The sequence below is a fragment of the Citrobacter europaeus genome (assembly GCA_020099315.1).
Classification (GTDB): domain Bacteria; phylum Pseudomonadota; class Gammaproteobacteria; order Enterobacterales; family Enterobacteriaceae; genus Citrobacter; species Citrobacter europaeus.
The window spans coordinates 1,446,504-1,465,098 of the sequence record CP083650.1 but is presented as its reverse complement, the minus strand read 5'-3'; the positions used below and the strand labels follow the sequence as shown (position 1 = coordinate 1,465,098).

The window sequence follows — 18,595 nt, the reverse complement described above, 5'->3', positions numbered from 1 at the left end:
CCAGTGTGTAAACGATTCCACTATTTTATTCCATGTCACACTTTTCGCATCTTTGTTATGCTATGGTTATTGCATACCATAGGCTTAACGGAGCGAATTATGAGAGTATTGGTTACAGGTGGTAGCGGTTACATTGGAAGCCACACTTGCGTGCAGTTGCTGAAAAACGGTCACGAAGTAGTGATTCTGGATAATCTCTGCAACAGCAAGCGTAGCGTTCTGCCCGTCATCGAGCGTTTAGGCGGCAAGCATCCAACTTTCGTGGAAGGAGATATCCGCAACGAGGCGCTGATAACCGAAATTCTGCACGATCATGCCATTGACACGGTCATCCACTTTGCTGGTTTAAAAGCCGTGGGAGAATCCGTTGCCAAGCCGCTGGAGTATTATGATAACAACGTCAACGGCACTCTGCGTCTGGTGAATGCAATGCGCGCCGCCAACGTGAAAAACTTCATTTTCAGCTCCTCCGCGACCGTCTATGGCGATCAACCGAAAATTCCTTATGTTGAAAGCTTCCCCACCGGCACGCCGCAAAGTCCGTACGGCAAAAGTAAGCTGATGGTGGAACAGATCCTCACCGACCTGCAAAAAGCACAGCCCGACTGGAGCATCGCCTTGCTGCGCTACTTCAACCCGGTTGGCGCTCATCCGTCGGGAGATATGGGGGAAGATCCGCAAGGTATTCCAAACAACCTGATGCCATACATCGCACAGGTTGCCGTAGGTCGCCGCGAATCCCTTGCCATATTTGGCAACGACTACCCCACTGAAGATGGCACCGGCGTTCGCGACTACATCCACGTGATGGATCTCGCCGACGGCCACGTTGCCGCCATGGAAAAGCTGGCTGGCAGACAGGGTGTACATATTTACAACCTTGGGGCAGGCATCGGCAGCAGCGTGCTGGACGTGGTCAACGCCTTCAGCAAAGCCTGCGGTAAACCCATTAATTACCATTTCGCTCCGCGCCGTGATGGCGATCTTCCGGCCTACTGGGCTGATGCCAGCAAAGCCGATCGCGAGCTCAACTGGCGCGTGACCCGCACTCTGGATGAAATGGCACAAGACACCTGGCACTGGCAGTCACGCCACCCACAAGGATATTCGGATTAAGGACCAATCATGACGCAATTCAATCCTGTCGATCATCCACATCGTCGTTTTAACCCACTCACCGGGCAGTGGATCCTCGTATCACCGCATCGCGCCAAACGCCCCTGGCAAGGGGCGCAGGAAACCCCGTCTAAGCAGGTACTGCCTGCGCATGACCCGGACTGCTTCCTGTGCGCTGGTAATACGCGCGTTACCGGTGACAAAAACCCGGATTACACCGGGACCTATGTCTTCACCAATGACTTTGCGGCGCTGATGTCCGATACCCCGGACGCGCCGGACAGTCACGATCCGTTGATGCGCTGCCAGAGCGCGCGCGGTACCAGCCGCGTGATTTGCTTCTCACCCGATCACAGCAAAACGCTGCCGGAACTCAGCGTCCCTGCGCTGACAGAAATCGTAAAAACGTGGCAGGAGCAGACTGAAGACTTAGGCAAAACCTATCCCTGGGTGCAGGTCTTTGAGAATAAAGGCGCAGCGATGGGGTGCTCGAACCCGCACCCACACGGACAAATTTGGGCCAACAGCTTTTTGCCTAACGAAGCCGAACGTGAAGATCGCCTGCAGAAAGCGTACTACGCCGAACAAGGCGCGCCGATGCTCGTTGATTACGTCCAGCGTGAACTGGCGGACGGCAGCCGTACGGTCGTTGAAACCGAGCACTGGCTGGCAGTTGTACCTTACTGGGCCGCGTGGCCGTTCGAAACGCTGCTGCTGCCGAAAGCGCACGTGCTGCGTATTACTGATTTGACCGATGAACAGCGTACAGACCTGGCGCTGGCGTTGAAAAAACTGACCAGTCGTTACGACAACCTGTTCCAGTGCTCATTCCCCTATTCTATGGGCTGGCACGGCGCACCGTTTAACGGTGAAGAAAACGAACACTGGCAGTTGCACGCACACTTTTACCCGCCGCTGCTGCGTTCTGCGACCGTGCGTAAATTTATGGTCGGTTATGAAATGCTGGCGGAGACCCAGCGTGACCTGACGGCAGAACAAGCGGCTGAGCGACTGCGTGCAGTCAGCGACATCCATTTTCGCGAATCCGGAGTTTAAATAATGAGTCTGAAAGAAAAAACACAATCTCTGTTTGCAGAAACGTTTGGCTACCCTGCCACCCATATTATTCAGGCGCCGGGTCGCGTAAACCTGATCGGCGAACATACCGATTATAACGACGGCTTCGTTCTGCCCTGCGCCATCGACTATCAGACCGTCATCAGCTGTGCGGCGCGCGACGATCGAAAAGTCCGCGTAGTCGCCGCTGATTACGACAATCAGATTGATGAGTTCTCTCTCGATGCGCCGATTATCGCCCATGACACCCAGCAGTGGTCAAACTACGTGCGTGGCGTGGTGAAACATCTACAAAAGCGCAATAATGCTTTTGGCGGCGCGGATCTGGTGATTAGCGGTAACGTCCCGCAGGGTGCGGGTTTAAGCTCTTCCGCCTCGCTGGAAGTCGCTGTTGGTACGGTATTCCAGCAGCTCTATCATCTGCCGCTCGACGGCGCGCAGATTGCCCTGAATGGTCAGGAAGCTGAAAACCAGTTTGTCGGTTGTAACTGCGGCATTATGGATCAGTTGATCTCTGCGCTTGGCAAGAAAGATCATGCGTTGCTGATCGACTGTCGTACGCTGGGCACTAAAGCCGTTTCGATGCCTGAGGGTGTCGCGGTGGTAATCATCAACAGCAACTTTAAACGCACATTGGTCGGCAGCGAATACAACACTCGTCGCGAACAGTGTGAAACCGGCGCGCGTTTCTTCCAGCAACCAGCGCTGCGTGATGTCAGCCTTGAAGCGTTTAACGCCGTCGCCCACGAACTGGATCCGATTGTCGCCAAACGCGTCCGCCACGTCATCACAGAAAATGCGCGTACCGTTGAAGCCGCGCAGGCGCTGGAAAAAGGCGACCTGCTGCGTATGGGCCAACTGATGGCGGAATCTCACGCCTCAATGCGCGATGACTTTGAAATTACCGTGCCGCAAATTGATACTCTGGTAGAGATTGTCAAAGCGACCATCGGCGATAAAGGCGGTGTACGTATGACTGGCGGCGGCTTCGGCGGCTGCATCGTGGCGCTGATCCCGCAAGATTTGGTACCTGCCGTTCAGCAGGCTGTCGCCGAGCAGTACGAAGCAAAAACCGGTATCAAAGAAACATTCTACGTCTGCAAACCTTCTCAAGGAGCTGGACAATGTTAAACGAAATCCCTGTGCAGGCTCCGGACGGTCAGCCGTTTCGCCTGCTCACCCTGCGCAATGACGCAGGGATGGTGGTCACGCTCATGGACTGGGGCGCAACCCTGCTCTCTGCGCGTATTCCGCTTAGCGATGGTAGCGTGCGCGAAGCCATACTCGGGTGCGCCAGCCCGGAACAATACCCGGAACAGGCTGCATTTTTGGGGGCCTCGATTGGTCGCTACGCTAACCGTATCGCCAACAGTCGTTATACCTTTGCCGGCGAAACCGTCGAATTAATACCAAGTCAGGGCGACAACCAACTGCACGGCGGGCCGGATGGTTTCGACAAACGCCGCTGGCAGATAGTCAATCAGAATGACCGTCAGGTACTGTTCGCCTTAACGTCTGAAGATGGCGATCAGGGCTTCCCTGGTAATCTATGCGCTACCGCGCAGTATCGCCTGACTGACGATAATCGTATTTCGATAACCTACCGCGCCACGGTCGATAAGCCCTGCCCGGTAAATCTGACAAATCACGTCTACTTTAATCTCGACGGCGATAAAACGGATGTGCGCCAGCATAAGTTGCAAATTCTGGCGGACGAGTACTTACCGGTGGACGAAATGGGCATCCCGCATGATGGACTGAAATCCGTCGCCGGTAGCACTTTCGATTTTCGCACGCCTAAAATCATCAGCAGTGAATTTCTGGCCGATGACGATCAGCGCAAGGTGAAAGGTTACGATCATGCCTTCCTGCTTCAGGCTCAGGGTAATGCACGTACACCGGTGGCTCAGCTATGGTCACAGGATGAAAAACTGCAAATGGTGGTCTACACCTCGGCCCCGGCATTGCAGTTTTACTCCGGCAACTTCCTCGGCGGTACGCCATCTCGTGGGCCAGACGCCTACGAAGACTGGCAAGGTCTGGCGCTGGAAAGTGAGTTTCTGCCTGATAGCCCGAACCATCCAGAGTGGCCACAGCCGGACTGCTTCCTGCGTCCGGGGGACGAGTACGCCAGCGTAACGGAATATCAGTTTATTCCCGTCTGAGCCTTCCCCGTCACAGGCCCGATGACGTAACGTATCGGGCCTGTTGCTTGTTTATCACAACAGACCCGCTCAAATCCCCACCACTCAAAGACAAAATCGCAACCTTGAATTCACAAGAACCTTACACTGTGGCGCTATTTTGCTATGGTTATGCGTAAGCATTGCCGCTGACGAATTACGGCAATATAATGAGAATTATTATCATTCAATATGATTTATAGGAGTGAGTGTATGGCTGTAACTAAGCTGGTTCTGGTACGTCACGGTGAAAGTCAGTGGAACAACGAGAACCGTTTTACCGGTTGGTATGACGTTGATCTGTCCGAGAAAGGTGTAGGCGAAGCAAAAGCGGCAGGTAAACTGCTGAAAGAGGAAGGCTACAGCTTCGATTTTGCTTATACCTCTGTGCTGAAACGTGCCATCCACACCCTGTGGAACGTACTGGACGAACTGGATCAGGCGTGGCTGCCGGTTGAGAAATCCTGGAAACTGAATGAACGTCATTACGGCGCGCTGCAGGGTCTGAACAAAGCGGAAACCGCAGAAAAATACGGTGATGAGCAGGTTAAGCAATGGCGTCGCGGCTTTGCGGTTACCCCGCCAGAACTGACCAAAGACGACGAGCGTTATCCGGGTCACGATCCGCGTTATGCGAAGCTGACCGACAAAGAGTTACCGGTTACCGAAAGCCTGGCGCTGACCATCGATCGTGTTATCCCTTACTGGAATGAAACCATTCTGCCGCGCATGAAAAGCGGTGAGCGTGTGATTATTGCCGCTCACGGCAACTCTCTGCGTGCGCTGGTGAAATATCTGGATAACATGGGTGAAGATGAGATCCTTGAACTGAACATCCCGACCGGCGTACCGCTGGTGTATGAGTTCGACGAAAACTTCAAGCCGATCAAACACTACTATCTGGGTAACGCTGACGAGATCGCAGCAAAAGCCGCCGCCGTGGCGAACCAGGGTAAAGCGAAGTAATTTCTTCGCAGGATACAAAAAGCGCGGATTATCCGCGCTTTTTTTTGCCTATGAGAGAGGCATTAAAACTTAACCGCGGCGCGCTTTTACCGCATCCGCCAGTTGGCGCAGCACCGCATCGGTATCTTCCCAACCAATGCAGGCGTCGGTGATACTCTTACCGTAGGTCAGCGGTTCGCCGCTATCCGGGTTCTGGTTGCCTTCTACCAGATGGCTTTCGATCATCACGCCGATAATCGCTTTTTCGCCACCGGCGACTTGCCCGCAAACATCTTTCGCAACATCCATCTGCTTTTTGAACTGCTTGCTGGAGTTGGCATGGCTAAAGTCGATCATCACTTGCGCTGAGAGTCCTGCCTTGATCAGACCTTCTTTCACCTCGGCAACATGCTGAGCGCTGTAGTTCGGCTCTTTGCCGCCGCGCAGAATGATATGGCAATCGCCATTGCCACTGGTATTCACGATCGCCGAATGACCCCATTTGGTCACCGACAGGAAGCAGTGTGGCGCTCCTGCGGCGTTGATTGCATCAATCGCCACTTTGATGGTGCCATCGGTACCATTTTTAAAACCAACCGGGCAAGACAGACCAGATGCTAGTTCACGGTGCACCTGAGATTCAGTAGTTCGTGCCCCAATCGCGCCCCAGCTCATCAGGTCGGCGAGATATTGCGGGGTGATCATATCGAGGAATTCACCCGCAGCCGGCAATCCGCTGTCGTTGATATCCAGCAGCAGTTTACGCGCAATGCGCAGCCCATCGTTGATCTGGAAGCTGTTGTCCATGTGCGGATCGTTGATAAGCCCTTTCCAGCCAACGGTAGTACGTGGCTTTTCAAAATAGACGCGCATGACAATTTCAAGCTCGCCTTTTAACTCTTCGCGCAGCGCCAGCAGGCGAGCGGCATACTCTTTGGCAGCGGCCGGATCATGAATTGAACACGGTCCAATCACCACCAGCAGGCGATCGTCGCTTCCTTTCAGAATTTTATGAATCGCCTTACGGGCATGAGCCACCGTATTTGCGGCATTTTCAGTAGCGGGGAATTTTTCCAGCAGTGCGACTGGCGGTAATAACTCGTTGATCTCTTTGATGCGTAAATCGTCGTTCTGATAATTCATGATTATTCCAGCGTTGCCATACTTATATAAATGAATGCAATCCCTCCAATCTATATCTTCAGTCATAAAGTGTAAACGGGGTTTTACACTTTGGACGGATTAATCCTGGAATTGGCCAAAAAAACGCAATAAAGTAGCGAAAAACGAGATCCAATCTACAATTTATAACTGTAACAGCTTTAATTTTCATAATTTTCAAGATTCTATGCTGGTTTTAATTTCAACAGCAAAACTATTAACCACATATTGATGATGTATCTGCCACATGCACTGTTGGAAGACGTTATCCGACATATCGACCTTAACAGGAGCATATTATGCATATGACAAAGCTCGCTTCACTCTTTCTTACCGCTACACTCAGCCTCGCCAGCGGCGCGGCGCTGGCTGCGGACACCAACGCTCAGTCCAATAACGGCCAGGCAAATTCCTCGGCTGACGCCGGACAAGTCGCCCCTGACGCCCGCGAAAACGTAGCGCCAAATAATGTCGACAACAGTAACGTGAATTCAGGTGGCACAATGCTTCACCCGGACGGTTCGTCAATGAACCATGAGGGGATGACCAAAGACGAGGTGCACAAAAATACCATGTGTAAAGACGGCCGCTGCCCCGATGTGAATAAGAAGGTTGAGACCGGAAACGGCATCAATAATGATGTTGATACCAAAACTGACGGCACCACCCAGTAACGCTGAAAATAAAGCTAATAACGGGAGAGCAATAGCTCTCCTTTTTAATTTTATCATCCCAAAAACGGTATCATGGCATACAGTAAAGATGAGAATAACAAAGGGATGGCATAATGGCGCACGCACATACTCATACTTCCTCTGAGCAACCGAAGGACAATAATGCCCGCCGACTGATGTTCGCATTTTGCATTACAGCCGGATTTATGTTGGTTGAAGTGGTGGGGGGAATACTCTCCGGCTCGCTGGCCTTGCTGGCCGACGCCGGGCATATGCTCACGGATGCCGCAGCGCTCCTTTTCGCGTTGCTGGCGGTCCAGTTTTCCCGCCGCCCACCCACAATCCGCCACACCTTCGGTTGGCTGAGGCTCACGACGCTGGCTGCATTTGTTAATGCCATCGCATTGGTCGTTATCACCATTTTAATCGTCTGGGAGGCGGTTGAACGCTTCCAGACGCCTCGCCCTGTGGCTGGCGGCATGATGATGGTTATAGCTGTCGCAGGCCTACTGGCCAACGTGCTCGCTTTTTGGGTTTTACATCGCGGCAGTGAAGAGAAAAACCTGAACGTCCGCGCCGCAGCGCTGCATGTGATGGGCGATTTACTCGGTTCTGTTGGGGCAATTATCGCGGCACTGATTATCATCTGGACGGGCTGGACGCCTGCGGATCCGATCCTGTCGATCCTGGTTTCCGTGCTGGTGCTGCGCAGTGCCTGGCGATTATTAAAAGATAGCGTTAATGAATTACTGGAAGGCGCCCCGCTGGCGCTGGATATCGCCGCACTACAGCGCCATCTCAGCCGGGACATCCCTGAAGTGCGCAACGTACACCATGTCCATGTCTGGATGGTGGGTGAAAAACCGGTGATGACGCTGCATGTGCAGGTGATCCCGCCGCACGATCACGATGCGCTGCTGGAGCGTATTCAACATTTCCTTATCCATCACTACCAGATTGAGCATGCGACGATCCAGATGGAGTATCAGCCGTGCAATGGGCCGGACTGCCACCTGTATCAGGGCGTGTCCGGCCATTCACATCACCACCATTAATGGGACAGCGCGTGGGAACCCCGCTCACGCGCGCTATTAATCCACATCCTGCTACCGTTCAGGGCGATAACCGTCAGGATCACATATTCCAGCGACATGGCATATACGCCTTGCAGGGCAAAGATCACCACGCTGATGACGTTAATGATCACCCACAGCAGCCAGTTTTCAACGTATTTACGCGTCATCAGGATCATCGCCGCAATCGACAGCACCATCATGCAGGAGTCCCAGAACGGGAATGCATCGGGTTGCAGTTCAGGCACAACAACCTGTAATCCCAATGCCTGCATGATGTTCACCGCGATACGGGTCAGGAACGCAAAGACCGGATCGATATAGACCGACATCAGGCCAATCGCCACCACGCAAGCCGCCAGCCAGCCGATCGCTTTTGGTAACGGCAGCCAGCGAATTTTCAGTTCCGCTTCATGCTGGTTGGTTTGCCGGGACCAGGCATACCAGCCGTAGATGTTGGCGGCAAAGAAGAAAACTTGCAGCAACAGGCTGGCATAGAGTTGGATCTGAAAGAAGATAATCGCAAACAACGTGACGTTTATCAGACCAAAGAAGTAATTGCTGATTTTCTCAAGACTCGCGAGGCCAATACACAGCAACCCGGCGATCGTCCCCACGGCTTCGATCCATGACAGATCGTAACCGCCCGCGCCAATCGGAATATGTACCAGAATGTTCTGCGTGCTAAAAAAGTCCATCTTTTCCCCCAGAGCAAAAAAATAAATAATTAAGCTCGAAGTGTAGCCGCAAATTCCAACATACGGTTTAACGGCAACAACGCCCCTTCTCGCAGTGCGGCATCAACATGTATCTCATGAGCCGCACCACCCTCCTCCAGGCCCTCAGCAATCGCCTTGAGGCCGTTCATCGCCATCCACGGACAATGCGCGCAGCTGCGACAAGTTGCCCCCTCACCGGCCGTCGGAGCTTCAAGTAGCTCTTTATCCGGAACGGCTTGCTGCATTTTGTAAAAAATGCCCCGGTCAGTCGCCACAATCAGCTGCTTGTGCGGTAACGATTTTGCTGCATTAATTAGCTGGCTGGTTGAGCCAACCGCATCAGCCATATCTACGATAGACTGAGGGGACTCCGGGTGCACCAGCACAGCGGCATCAGGGTAAAGCCCTTTCATGCGTGTTAAAGCCTGGGTTTTAAACTCATCGTGGACGATACAAGCTCCCTGCCAACAAAGAACGTCTGCACCGGTCTGTTTTTGCACGTAGTTGCCCAGATGCCTGTCCGGGGCCCAGATGATTTTTTGACCTAAACTATCAAGATGCTCAATAAGTTCTACTGCGATACTGGAAGTGACAACCCAGTCCGCACGTGCTTTAACGGCGGCTGAGGTATTAGCGTAAACCACCACGGTACGATCCGGATGCGCGTCGCAAAATGCGCTGAACGCGTCAATCGGACAGCCCAGATCTAATGAACATTCCGCCTGTAAGGTCGGCATCAGGATAGTCTTTTCCGGGCTGAGAATTTTGGCGGTTTCTCCCATAAACCTCACGCCGGCAACCAGCAGCGTAGAGGCAGAATGTTTTGCACCAAACCGCGCCATCTCCAGAGAATCGGAGATACAGCCGCCGGTCTCTTCTGCCAACTGCTGAATTTCAGGATCGGTGTAATAGTGCGCGACCATAACGGCATCACGCTCTTTCAGCAGGCGCTTGATTTTTTCACGATAAAATTGCTTTTCATCCACACTCAGCGGCGCTGGTTTCGGCGGAAACGGATAAATTGCTGCTTCTGGATCAAACATCACGCTCATCTTGCTTTCTCGTTTTACTGGCTTAACGAAATAACCGATTAAAAGCGTGACGCACGCCATATTCGGTTTGATTTGTTTTATATGCTAAACAAGATAGCGAATTGGCGCAGAAAAGTCACAATAATTGCGTGTGATGAGTGCCGGATGGCGACTGGCGTCTTATCCGGCCTACATTTGGCACCCGTAGGCCTGATAAGCGAAGCGCATCAGGCAAGCAGGTTCGAATCTTATAAATCGCAGATAGCAAAAAGGCGCCTTTAGGGCGCCTTTTTACACTGGTGGGGCGTGCAGGATTCGAACCTGCGACCAATTGATTAAAAGTCAACTGCTCTACCAACTGAGCTAACGCCCCCATATGGGGTGTACTACTTCAATTATTCAGGATGGTGGGTCGTGCAGGATGACTCGGCTTCGCCTCGCCCTACGGGCCGTTGCTTACGCAACGTTATCCTTCACGGTTTACTATTGCTTTCACCAGAAACATTGGTGGGTCGTGCAGGATTCGAACCTGCGACCAATTGATTAAAAGTCAACTGCTCTACCAACTGAGCTAACGACCCGCTCGGATGTAACCTGAAAAATTTTTACTCGAAACCACCAAAATAGTGGTGGGGCGTGCAGGATGACTCGACTTCGTCTCGCCCTAACGGGCCGTTGCTAAAGCAACGTTATCCTTCACGTTTAACATCTGAGTACGATGTTAAAGTTGGTGGGGCGTGCAGGATTCGAACCTGCGACCAATTGATTAAAAGTCAACTGCTCTACCAACTGAGCTAACGCCCCGAGTGGTGGGTGATGACGGGATCGAACCGCCGACCCCCTCCTTGTAAGGGAGGTGCTCTCCCAGCTGAGCTAATCACCCGATACTACGCTGGATACTACTTACTAACTGAGTTAGTGGTGGGTCGTGCAGGATTCGAACCTGCGACCAATTGATTAAAAGTCAACTGCTCTACCAACTGAGCTAACGACCCACTTTTTTCGCCGCTTTCGGGCTGTTTGATATCCCTTGGCAACGGCGGCATATATTACTGATTTCAGATTTTAGCGCAACAAAAATTTCGATGTAAATAACTCAACTGCTTAGGAATCACACGACACGACCAGAAATAACACGATTTCTGGTCGCATGGTGGTCATTACATCGCGCCAAGGCGTTTTTGCGCTTGTTTCGCGCCATCAGTGCCAGGATATTTAGTGATAACCTGCTGATAAACCGCTTTAGCTTTTGCTGTGTCACCTTTGTCCTGCATGATAACGCCGACTTTATACATCGCGTCTGCAGCCTTAGGTGATTTTGGGAAGTTTTTAACTACCGAAGCAAAATAGAACGCAGCATCATCCTTTTTACCCTTGTTGTAATTCAACTGACCCAGCCAGTAATTCGCATTTGGCAGGTAAGTAGAGTCTGGGTACTTTTTGATGAAGTTCTGGAATGCTTCAATCGCGTCATCCTGGCGGGATTTATCCTGTACCAGGGCAATTGCTGCATTGTAATCGGTATTCGCATCGCCAGTTTGCACGGGAGCCCCTGACGTTGCCGCAGCTCCCGCATCAGGTGTAGGAGTTACCGCCCCACTCTGATCGCCACTCGTAGACTGTGCCGCAGGCGCACTACCGCTGCCAAGATTATTCATCTGCAGCAATATTTGCTTCTGGCGCTCAACAACCTGATTCAGTTGATACTGATTTTCCTGAATTTGACCACGCAGGGAATCAATATCGGACTGATTATCGGAGAGTTGTTGCTGGAGTTGGGTTAAAAGCTGACTGTGAGCGTTAGAAATACGCTCGAGTTGAGTGACACGGTCTTCGACCGAGCCAGAGCCGACACTACTGATTGGCGCCTGTGCAAAAGCGGCCCAGGGGGCCGCTATGCCAACCAGTAACGACAGACTCAACAGATGATGTCTGAAGTTACTGCTCATGCAATTCTCTTAGTAAACCAGTACGGCGCGACGGTTTTTGGCGTAAGCCGCTTCGTCATGACCCAGTACTGCAGGTTTTTCTTTACCGTAAGAAACGATGGAGATCTGGTCAGCAGAAACGCCTTTACCCTGCAGGTACATCTTAACGGCGTTCGCACGACGCTCACCCAGGGAGATGTTGTACTCAGGCGTACCACGTTCGTCCGCATGACCTTCTACGGTGACTTTGTAAGATGGGTTGCTACGCAGGAAGTTAGCGTGAGCATCCAGCATTGCAGCGAAGTCAGAACGGATATCGTACTTGTCCAGATCGAAGTAAACGATGTTGTTCTGCTGCAGCTGTTGCATCTGAAGACGCGCTTGCTCTTCAGAAGACATGTTGCCGCTGCCGTTTGCATCCATACCAGTGCCGGCACCCAGCATGCCTTCGCTGCCGTCATTGCTGGCGTTCTTGTTAGAAGAACACGCTGCAATAGCCATAACAGGCAGAGCAATCATCAGCCCTTTCAGCACTTTGTTCAGTTGCATTTCAATGATTCCTTTATTAATCAATTATTTATTATCACAGATACGGCGACCAGGCAGGGAATTTAACCTGACCATCAGTTGCCGGAAGACGCGCTTTGAAACGCCCATCTGTAGAAACCAAATTCAGCACGGATCCCATCCCCTGAGAAGAGCTGTAGATTACCATAGTGCCGTTAGGTGCCAGACTTGGCGTTTCATCCAGGAACGTTGACGACAGGACTTGTACGCCACCCGCTACCAGATCTTGTTTGGCAATGTGCTGCTGACCATTGGCAGAGCTTACCATTACCATAAACTTACCGTCGCTGCTCACATCTGCATCCTGGTTTTGCGAACCTTCCCAGGTAATACGCTGCGGAGCACCGCCGTTGACGTTAACTTTATATACCTGCGGACGACCGGCCTGGTCAGAGGTAAAGGCCAGGTTTTGGCTGTCCGGGAACCAGGTAGGTTCCGTGTTGTTACTACGACCATCCGTAACCTGACGGATCTGACCGGAACCAATGTCCATAACATACAGGTTCAGGCTACCGGTTTTAGACAGGGCAAACGCCAGTTTGCTGCCATCCGGAGAAAACGCAGGTGCACCGTTGTGACGTGGGAACGACGCTACCTGACGAACCGCGCCATTAGACAACGTCTGAATAACCAGTGCAGAACGACCGCTTTCGAAAGTGACGTATGCCAGTTTTGAACCGTCCGGAGACCACGCCGGTGACATCAGCGGCTGCGGAGAACGGTGTACCACGAACTGGTTGTAACCATCGTAGTCAGACACACGTAATTCGTACGGGAACTGACCGCCGTTAGTCTGAACAACATAAGCGATACGGGTACGGAATGCACCTTTAATACCGGTCAGTTTTTCAAACACTTCGTCACTGGCAGTATGGCCCGCATAACGCAGCCACTGCTTGTTCACTTTATAAGTATTCTGCGCCAGTACGGTACCCGGCGCGCCACCGGTATCTACCAGTTGATAAGCGACGCTGTAGGAACCATCCGGATTCGGTGTAACCTGACCGACGACCACGGCATCAATACCCAGCGCAGACCATGCGGCAGGTTGAACTTCCTGCGCGGTACCCGGCTGCTGAGGCAGACGAGAGCGGTCTAACGGATTAAATTTACCGCTGTTACGCAGGTCAGCGCCTACGATGCCACCGATATCTTCAGGTGCAGCACCCGGCCCTGCCCACTGGAAGGGGACAACACCAATCGGGCGTGCCGAGTCCACCCCCTGGGTGATCTCGATACGTACTTCTGCGTGCAGCACCGCTGCCCACAGCATCAGAAAACCAAATGCTACTCGTAATGCCTGCTTCATCATATCTCCCTTATCTGGACGGAAAGCCCACGATAATTTAGCAGAATGTTAACAAACTCAAATACACAAAACTACCAGAACTCTGTCTCAACCTTAGACCGTTTCCCCTGAATTCTCAGGGGGCGTTATTACAGTTTAAAGTCCAGTTTGGCATCTTTTACTTTTTCATAAACAGCCTGGCTAGGCGGTTTAGGAATTCTGGCTGTTTTCGCAGCCGTCAGCGCAGCCTGGCACAATGCCGGATCTCCGCCCTCTTCGGTCACATCCAGTAACAGACCATCGGGTGCTAACTTGATATGTAATACGCAAGATTTACCTGCATACAAATCGGCACCATACAGACGACTCTGGATCGCATTACGAATTTGAGATGCGTAAGCACTGATATCAGCGCCAGATGCACCGCCATTAGCACCACTTGTACCACTATCTTTCGCCGGTTGACCGCTTCCTTTCGCTCCACCACCCGATTTCGGTGCATTCTTACCGGAGCTTAGGTCACCTAACAAGTCGTCAACGCCAGAGGCTGCTGCGGCTTTTTCGGCCGCAGCCTTTTTCGCAGCAGCCGCTTTATCAGCCGCAGCTTTCTTATCGGCAGCGGCTTTCTCGGCTGCAGCTTTTTTATCTGCAGCTGCTTTTTCAGCCGCGGCTTTCTTATCAGCCGCCGCTTTTTCAGCAGCGGCAGCTTTCGCGGCGGCGGCTTTTTCTGCTTTCTCAGCGGCAGCTTTCTCGGCTGCAGCTTGCTTAGCGGCCTCAGCCTGCGCTTTCTTCGCAGCGTCTGCTGCTGCCTTAGCAGCTTGTGCTTCTGCAGCTTTCTTCGCATCAGCGGCGGATTTAGCGGCTTCAGCCTCAGCTTTTTTCTGTGCGTCCGCAGCGGCTTTCTTCGCAGCATCTGCCGCTTGTTTCGCCTGAGCATCAGCTTTGGCCTTCGCATCTGCAGCAGCCTTCGCCGCAGCTTCTTCAGCCTGTTTCTGTTGCTCTTGCGCTTTCGCGGCGGCGGCTTCGGCCTGCTTTTGCTGTTCCGCCTGTTCGCGCACTTTTTCCTGCGCGGCTAAACGTTCTTTTTCCAGCTGCTTCAGTCGCTCTTGCTCAGCCGCCTGCTTCTCGCGAAGTTCCTCAGCTTGCTGCTGCGCCTGTTTTTCACGCTGTTCTTCTGCACGTTTCGCACTTGCCTGCTGCTGCTGCTGCCTGTCGTACTGTTGCACAACGGCGCCAGGATCGACCATAACGGCGTCGATGGACGAACCGCCACCGCCGCCAGCTGAAGCATCAATGTGCTCATCGAACGAACTCCAGATCAGTACTGCAAATAAAATGACATGCAGCACCGCTGAAATAATTATCGCCCTTTTGAGCTTGTCGTTTTGTTCGGTTGCCTTTGACACTCTCGGTTCCCAAAAAACTGTTCGCCTGTTACGCGCTATCTTTCAAGCCAGCAAAACGCGGTCATCAGATTGGCTGCGTCATCAAGCCAACCGATTTTACGCCTGCACTGTGTAACAAGTTCAGCGCTTTAATTATTTCATCATAAGGCACGTCTTTCGCACCACCGATTAAAAAGACCGTTTTCGGATTGGTTTGCAGGCGGCTTTTCGCTTCCGCGATAACCTGCTCCGGCGGCAGTTGATCCATCCTGTCTTTCTCAACGACCACGCTGTATTGCCCAATACCGGAAACCTCAATAATGACCGGCGGTTCGTCGTTACTGCTGACGGCTTGCGATTCGGTCGCATCCGGCAGGTCGACTTCCACACTCTGCGTAATGATCGGCGCGGTTGCCATAAAGATCAGCAACAGCACCAGCAGTACGTCGAGCAGCGGTACAATATTGATTTCGGACTTGAGTTCGCGACGACCTCGTCCACGCGTTCTGGCCATGGCTTACCCCTTGTTGCTCTCGCTAACGGTAAACGCCTGGCGGTGCAGAATCGCGGTGAACTCTTCCATAAAGTTGTCGTAATTCAGTTCCAGCTTGTTCACGCGCTGATTCAGTCGGTTGTAAGCCATAACCGCCGGGATTGCCGCAAACAGACCGATAGCCGTGGCGATCAACGCTTCCGCGATACCCGGCGCGACCATTTGCAGCGTGGCCTGTTTTACCGCGCCCAGCGCGATAAATGCGTGCATGATCCCCCAAACGGTACCGAACAGACCGATATACGGGCTGATGGAGCCGACGGTGCCGAGGAATGGAATATGCGTTTCCAGCGTTTCCAGTTCACGGTTCATCGAGATACGCATCGCACGGGATGCTCCTTCAACGACCGCTTCCGGCGCATGGCTATTCGCCCGATGCAGACGCGCAAACTCTTTGAATCCGCTATAGAAAATTTGCTCTGAGCCCGCCAGATTATCACGACGCCCCTGGCTTTCCTGATACAGACGCGACAATTCAATGCCAGACCAGAACTTGTCTTCAAATGCTTCGGCTTCACGTGAAGCAGCATTAAGAATACGGGTCCGCTGGATAATAATGGCCCAGGATGCGATTGAGAAACCAATCAAAATCAACATGATAAGTTTAACCAGAAGGCTTGCCTTCAGGAACAAATCAAGGATATTCATGTCAGTCACTGCTTAAACTCCGCGACAATAGACTTGGGAAGCGCACGAGGCTTCATTTTGAGTGGATCAACGCAAACGATCAGAACTTCGGCTTCATTCAGCACGGTGTTCTCTGCGTTGACAATGCGTTGCGTGAAAACCAATGAGGTGCCACGCATTGACGTAATTTCGGTTTGAACTTCGAGCATATCGTCGAGCCGGGCAGGCGCAAAATACTCGAGGGTCATCTTGCGCACCACAAAGGCTACACGTTCGGCCAACAGGACCTGCTGACTGAAGTGATGATGACGCAGCATCTCTGTACGAGCTCTTTCATAAAAAGCGACGTAGCTGGCGTGGTAAACCACCCCACCGGCATCGGTATCTTCATAGTAGACACGAACCGGCCATCGAAACATATACTTATTCATTCCTACTGCCTCTTTGTTGGCTTCGCCCACTCACACCAGTTGCTTACCCTGGTAAGCGCCTGGTGACTCGCGTTCTTGCCGCCGCGATGCATCAAGAATGTCGTTGTATATCGCGCTGTCTTCACTGTACATCCCGGTAATGCAACAAAAGGTTAGTGCTTTCAAACTTCGCTACTATACGCGCGGGAATGGTGCTTTGGAATGGGGGAAAGTAAACGGAGAGTAAAAAATTATGGGCTTATGCAAGCCCATAAATATTTAAGGATGTTTCTTATTCAAAAGAAGAAGAAAAACAGTCCAACAATGAGGACGATATCCGCGATCAGCGGGCAGAAGATGCCCTGCCAGTGCACCGCGCGAGGACGGAAGCCAACGCCGTGAATAATGCCTGCGCAGACCGCCCACATCAGCAGGAAACCATGCCAGATTTCAAGCTCACTGGTTTTGGCCGCAAAACGTGACGGATCCCAGAATATGCAGCCAGCCAACACGATTGCCAGCACAAAGGAAAGCGCCCGCAGGGGGCGCTTGTCCATCGCGTTGTATACCATCGCGATAATGTTGGTCATCAGCTATCTTCTTGTCCGGCTTTGCCTGATTCAACGTGCTCAAGCGCCAGCGCTGTGATTATCCCAAATGCACAGGCAAGAAGCGTTCCCAAAATCCATGCGAAATACCACATTTTAAGCTCCTTACTTAGTACAGAGAGTGGGTGTTGCTTTCAATATCTTCTTTAGTGATGCGACCGAACATCTTCCAGTAGCACCAGCCGGTGTACAACAGAATGATCGGTACAAACACCGCCGCGACCCAGGTCATCAGGTTCAATGTAAGCTGGCTGGAGGTGGCATCCCACATAGTCAGGCTTGCGTTCATCATGGTGCTGGATGGCATCACAAACGGGAACATTGCGATACCGGCAGTCAGGATGATGCAGGCTAACGTCAGTGAGGAGAAGACGAACGCCCATGCCCCTTTCTCCATACGAGAAGTCAGGATAGTCAACAGCGGCAGAACGACGCCCAGTGCAGGAACCAGCCACAGGATAGGTGCGTTATTAAAGTTCACCATCCATGCGCCAGCCTCGCGAGCCACTTCTTTGGTCAGCGGGTTTGAGGCGGCATGGTGATCCAGTGCGGAGGTCACAACATAACCGTCAATACCGTAAATCACCCATACACCGGCCAGCGCGAAGCAGACCAGAGTCACCAGTGCCGCAACCTGCGAAGTTGCACGTGCACGCAGATGCAGCTCACCTACCGTACGCATCTGCAGATAGGTCGCGCCCTGGGTGATGATCATCCCAACACTCACGACACCCGCCAGCAGACCAAACGGATTCAGCAACTGGAAGAAGTTACCGGTGTAGTACAGACGCATGTAGTCGTCTACGTGGAACGGAACCCCTTGCAGCAGGTTGCCGAATGCCACGCCAATAACCAGCGGTGGAACGAAGCTACCAATGAAGATGCCCCAGTCCCACATGTTGCGCCAGCGCATGTCTTCAATCTTGGAGCGGTAATCAAAACCGACCGGACGGAAGAACAACGATGCCAGTACCAGAATCATCGCCACATAGAAGCCGGAGAACGCGGCGGCATACACCATCGGCCAGGCTGCGAACAGTGCGCCGCCTGCGGTGATGAGCCAAACCTGGTTACCGTCCCAGTGTGGGGCGATGGAGTTAATCATAATTCGACGCTCGGTATCATTACGGCCGAGGAAACGGGTGAGCATGCCCACCCCCATGTCGAAGCCATCAGTGACCGCGAAACCAATCAGCAGAATGCCAACCAGCAGCCACCAGATAAAACGCAATACTTCATAATCGATCATT

General features: G+C 52.4%; 20 protein-coding genes and 5 tRNA genes. 7 read left to right on the top strand and 18 right to left on the bottom strand.

Annotation, left to right across the window (positions count from 1 at the left end):
- Positions 1-99 precede the first annotated feature (99 nt).
- The 5 genes from galE (at position 100) to gpmA (ending at position 5,342) form a co-directional block, all read left to right on the top strand.
- On the top strand, positions 100-1,116 hold the full coding sequence (galE, locus tag LA337_06805) for a UDP-glucose 4-epimerase GalE (protein ID UBI17394.1): 1,017 nt from the start codon (positions 100-102) through the stop codon (positions 1,114-1,116).
- Positions 1,117-1,125: 9 nt separating this feature from the next.
- Positions 1,126-2,172 (top strand): galactose-1-phosphate uridylyltransferase, encoded by a 1,047-nt coding sequence (gene galT / locus LA337_06800; GenBank protein ID UBI17393.1) that lies wholly within the window; start codon positions 1,126-1,128, stop codon positions 2,170-2,172.
- Between the two features lie 3 nt (positions 2,173-2,175).
- Positions 2,176-3,324: a galactokinase gene (gene galK, locus LA337_06795; protein UBI17392.1), complete on the top strand. Its 1,149-nt coding sequence runs from the start codon at positions 2,176-2,178 to the stop codon at positions 3,322-3,324.
- Positions 3,318-4,358, top strand: a complete 1,041-nt coding sequence (gene galM / locus LA337_06790) for a galactose-1-epimerase (GenBank protein UBI17391.1) — start codon at positions 3,318-3,320, stop codon at positions 4,356-4,358. Before galK ends, galM begins: the two co-directional genes overlap by 7 nt.
- 231 nt (positions 4,359-4,589) lie before the next feature.
- A complete protein-coding gene (gene gpmA, locus LA337_06785; GenBank protein UBI17390.1) occupies positions 4,590-5,342 on the top strand; it encodes a 2,3-diphosphoglycerate-dependent phosphoglycerate mutase in 753 nt (250 codons plus the stop codon).
- A 69-nt stretch (positions 5,343-5,411) separates the two neighbouring features.
- Here gpmA and aroG read toward each other — a convergent pair whose 3' ends face one another.
- On the bottom strand, positions 5,412-6,464 hold the full coding sequence (aroG, locus tag LA337_06780; GenBank protein ID UBI17389.1) for a 3-deoxy-7-phosphoheptulonate synthase AroG: 1,053 nt from the start codon (positions 6,462-6,464) through the stop codon (positions 5,412-5,414).
- A gap of 317 nt (positions 6,465-6,781) precedes the next feature.
- On the opposite strand from aroG, the gene LA337_06775 reads away from it, so the two are divergent.
- Both LA337_06775 and zitB read left to right on the top strand, forming a co-directional pair.
- Positions 6,782-7,156 (top strand): YbgS-like family protein, encoded by a 375-nt coding sequence (locus LA337_06775; protein UBI17388.1) that lies wholly within the window; start codon positions 6,782-6,784, stop codon positions 7,154-7,156.
- Between the two features lie 113 nt (positions 7,157-7,269).
- Complete coding sequence (zitB, locus tag LA337_06770) at positions 7,270-8,211, top strand: CDF family zinc transporter ZitB (GenBank protein UBI17387.1); 942 nt, start codon at positions 7,270-7,272, stop codon at positions 8,209-8,211.
- Here the strand turns inward: zitB and pnuC are convergent.
- The 17 genes from pnuC to cydB form a co-directional block, all read right to left on the bottom strand.
- Positions 8,208-8,927: a nicotinamide riboside transporter PnuC gene (gene pnuC / locus LA337_06765; protein UBI17386.1), complete on the bottom strand. Its 720-nt coding sequence runs from the start codon at positions 8,925-8,927 to the stop codon at positions 8,208-8,210. The two genes, zitB and pnuC, sit on opposite strands and share 4 nt — an antisense overlap.
- Positions 8,928-8,956: 29 nt before the next feature.
- Positions 8,957-10,000, bottom strand: coding sequence for a quinolinate synthase NadA (gene nadA, locus LA337_06760; GenBank protein UBI17385.1), 1,044 nt, complete (start codon positions 9,998-10,000; stop codon positions 8,957-8,959).
- Positions 10,001-10,276: 276 nt separating this feature from the next.
- A tRNA-Lys gene (locus tag LA337_06755) sits at positions 10,277-10,352 on the bottom strand.
- Positions 10,353-10,484: 132 nt separating this feature from the next.
- A tRNA-Lys gene (locus tag LA337_06750) sits at positions 10,485-10,560 on the bottom strand.
- A 147-nt stretch (positions 10,561-10,707) separates the two neighbouring features.
- Positions 10,708-10,783 (bottom strand) — tRNA-Lys (locus LA337_06745).
- A gap of 3 nt (positions 10,784-10,786) precedes the next feature.
- Positions 10,787-10,862: transfer RNA gene (locus LA337_06740), tRNA-Val, on the bottom strand.
- Between the two features lie 36 nt (positions 10,863-10,898).
- Positions 10,899-10,974: transfer RNA gene (locus tag LA337_06735), tRNA-Lys, on the bottom strand.
- A gap of 165 nt (positions 10,975-11,139) precedes the next feature.
- Entirely contained in the window at positions 11,140-11,928 is a 789-nt protein-coding gene (gene cpoB, locus LA337_06730; protein ID UBI17384.1) for a cell division protein CpoB, read from the bottom strand.
- A gap of 9 nt (positions 11,929-11,937) precedes the next feature.
- Positions 11,938-12,456 (bottom strand): peptidoglycan-associated lipoprotein Pal, encoded by a 519-nt coding sequence (gene pal / locus LA337_06725; GenBank protein UBI17383.1) that lies wholly within the window; start codon positions 12,454-12,456, stop codon positions 11,938-11,940.
- Between the two features lie 34 nt (positions 12,457-12,490).
- Positions 12,491-13,783, bottom strand: coding sequence for a Tol-Pal system beta propeller repeat protein TolB (gene tolB, locus LA337_06720; GenBank protein UBI18414.1), 1,293 nt, complete (start codon positions 13,781-13,783; stop codon positions 12,491-12,493).
- Between the two features lie 128 nt (positions 13,784-13,911).
- Complete coding sequence (gene tolA / locus LA337_06715) at positions 13,912-15,168, bottom strand: cell envelope integrity protein TolA (GenBank protein UBI17382.1); 1,257 nt, start codon at positions 15,166-15,168, stop codon at positions 13,912-13,914.
- A gap of 64 nt (positions 15,169-15,232) precedes the next feature.
- Complete coding sequence (gene tolR / locus LA337_06710; GenBank protein UBI17381.1) at positions 15,233-15,661, bottom strand: colicin uptake protein TolR; 429 nt, start codon at positions 15,659-15,661, stop codon at positions 15,233-15,235.
- A gap of 3 nt (positions 15,662-15,664) precedes the next feature.
- Positions 15,665-16,357 (bottom strand): Tol-Pal system protein TolQ, encoded by a 693-nt coding sequence (tolQ, locus tag LA337_06705; protein ID UBI17380.1) that lies wholly within the window; start codon positions 16,355-16,357, stop codon positions 15,665-15,667.
- A complete protein-coding gene (gene ybgC / locus LA337_06700; GenBank protein UBI17379.1) occupies positions 16,354-16,758 on the bottom strand; it encodes a tol-pal system-associated acyl-CoA thioesterase in 405 nt (134 codons plus the stop codon). Before ybgC ends, tolQ begins: the two co-directional genes overlap by 4 nt.
- 275 nt (positions 16,759-17,033) lie before the next feature.
- Positions 17,034-17,327, bottom strand: a complete 294-nt coding sequence (ybgE, locus tag LA337_06695; protein ID UBI17378.1) for a cyd operon protein YbgE — start codon at positions 17,325-17,327, stop codon at positions 17,034-17,036.
- Positions 17,327-17,440, bottom strand: a complete 114-nt coding sequence (cydX, locus tag LA337_06690) for a cytochrome bd-I oxidase subunit CydX (protein ID UBI17377.1) — start codon at positions 17,438-17,440, stop codon at positions 17,327-17,329. The genes ybgE and cydX overlap by 1 nt, the downstream gene beginning before the upstream one ends.
- 14 nt (positions 17,441-17,454) lie before the next feature.
- Positions 17,455-18,594: a cytochrome d ubiquinol oxidase subunit II gene (gene cydB, locus LA337_06685; protein ID UBI17376.1), complete on the bottom strand. Its 1,140-nt coding sequence runs from the start codon at positions 18,592-18,594 to the stop codon at positions 17,455-17,457.
- Between the last annotated feature and the right edge of the window lies 1 nt (position 18,595).

Excerpts from the sequence above, each read along its gene's own strand:
- galE (UBI17394.1), top strand. The coding sequence starts at position 100 with ATGAGAGTATTGGTTACAGGTGGTAGCGGTTACATTGGAAGCCACACT.
- galT (UBI17393.1), top strand. The coding sequence starts at position 1,126 with ATGACGCAATTCAATCCTGTCGATCATCCACATCGTCGTTTTAACCCA.
- galK (UBI17392.1), top strand. The coding sequence starts at position 2,176 with ATGAGTCTGAAAGAAAAAACACAATCTCTGTTTGCAGAAACGTTTGGC.
- galM (UBI17391.1), top strand. The coding sequence starts at position 3,318 with ATGTTAAACGAAATCCCTGTGCAGGCTCCGGACGGTCAGCCGTTTCGC.
- gpmA (UBI17390.1), top strand. The coding sequence starts at position 4,590 with ATGGCTGTAACTAAGCTGGTTCTGGTACGTCACGGTGAAAGTCAGTGG.
- aroG (UBI17389.1), bottom strand. The coding sequence starts at position 6,464 with ATGAATTATCAGAACGACGATTTACGCATCAAAGAGATCAACGAGTTA.
- LA337_06775 (UBI17388.1), top strand. The coding sequence starts at position 6,782 with ATGCATATGACAAAGCTCGCTTCACTCTTTCTTACCGCTACACTCAGC.
- zitB (UBI17387.1), top strand. The coding sequence starts at position 7,270 with ATGGCGCACGCACATACTCATACTTCCTCTGAGCAACCGAAGGACAAT.
- pnuC (UBI17386.1), bottom strand. The coding sequence starts at position 8,927 with ATGGACTTTTTTAGCACGCAGAACATTCTGGTACATATTCCGATTGGC.
- nadA (UBI17385.1), bottom strand. The coding sequence starts at position 10,000 with ATGAGCGTGATGTTTGATCCAGAAGCAGCAATTTATCCGTTTCCGCCG.
- cpoB (UBI17384.1), bottom strand. The coding sequence starts at position 11,928 with ATGAGCAGTAACTTCAGACATCATCTGTTGAGTCTGTCGTTACTGGTT.
- pal (UBI17383.1), bottom strand. The coding sequence starts at position 12,456 with ATGCAACTGAACAAAGTGCTGAAAGGGCTGATGATTGCTCTGCCTGTT.
- tolB (UBI18414.1), bottom strand. The coding sequence starts at position 13,783 with ATGAAGCAGGCATTACGAGTAGCATTTGGTTTTCTGATGCTGTGGGCA.
- tolR (UBI17381.1), bottom strand. The coding sequence starts at position 15,661 with ATGGCCAGAACGCGTGGACGAGGTCGTCGCGAACTCAAGTCCGAAATC.
- ybgC (UBI17379.1), bottom strand. The coding sequence starts at position 16,758 with ATGAATAAGTATATGTTTCGATGGCCGGTTCGTGTCTACTATGAAGAT.
- ybgE (UBI17378.1), bottom strand. The coding sequence starts at position 17,327 with ATGACCAACATTATCGCGATGGTATACAACGCGATGGACAAGCGCCCC.
- cydX (UBI17377.1), bottom strand. The coding sequence starts at position 17,440 with ATGTGGTATTTCGCATGGATTTTGGGAACGCTTCTTGCCTGTGCATTT.
- cydB (UBI17376.1), bottom strand. The coding sequence starts at position 18,594 with ATGATCGATTATGAAGTATTGCGTTTTATCTGGTGGCTGCTGGTTGGC.